At 53.2% G+C, this 280-nt stretch carries 1 protein-coding gene; it reads left to right on the top strand.

Annotation, left to right across the window (positions count from 1 at the left end; all coding sequences use genetic code 11):
* Positions 1–222, top strand: a 222-nt coding sequence (locus tag SAY88_RS24965; protein ID WP_332635116.1) for an alpha/beta hydrolase, incomplete at its 5' end; no start/stop codon positions are given.
* Positions 223–280 lie beyond the last annotated feature (58 nt).

Raw genomic sequence — 280 nt, 5'->3', positions numbered from 1 at the left:
CGGCAACAATGGCCGGCTCACACCGAAATTATTCAAGGCACGCAAGATTGGGTGTGCCCCGAGCATTTATTGCGGGAGTTTTTAGCCCAAGGCAGCGCACCGCATCAACTTACGTGGGTATCTGGTGGCTTTCATGGTTTGGCGGAAGATAAAATGCAGCAGGCGGTGCAGCAAGGTTGCCGCCGCATGTTTGCTAATGTCACAGCGCAGTTTAAGGAGTAGCGGTTGATAGCGTTAATTCAGCGAGTACGTCAGGCCAGTGTCACGGTGGCCGATGAAA

The organism is Halalkalibacter flavus, assembly GCF_036663575.1.
Taxonomy (GTDB): Bacteria; Bacillota; Bacilli; order Bacillales; family Bacillaceae_D; genus Halalkalibacter; species Halalkalibacter flavus.
This window is presented reverse-complemented; position numbering and strand designations above follow the sequence as displayed.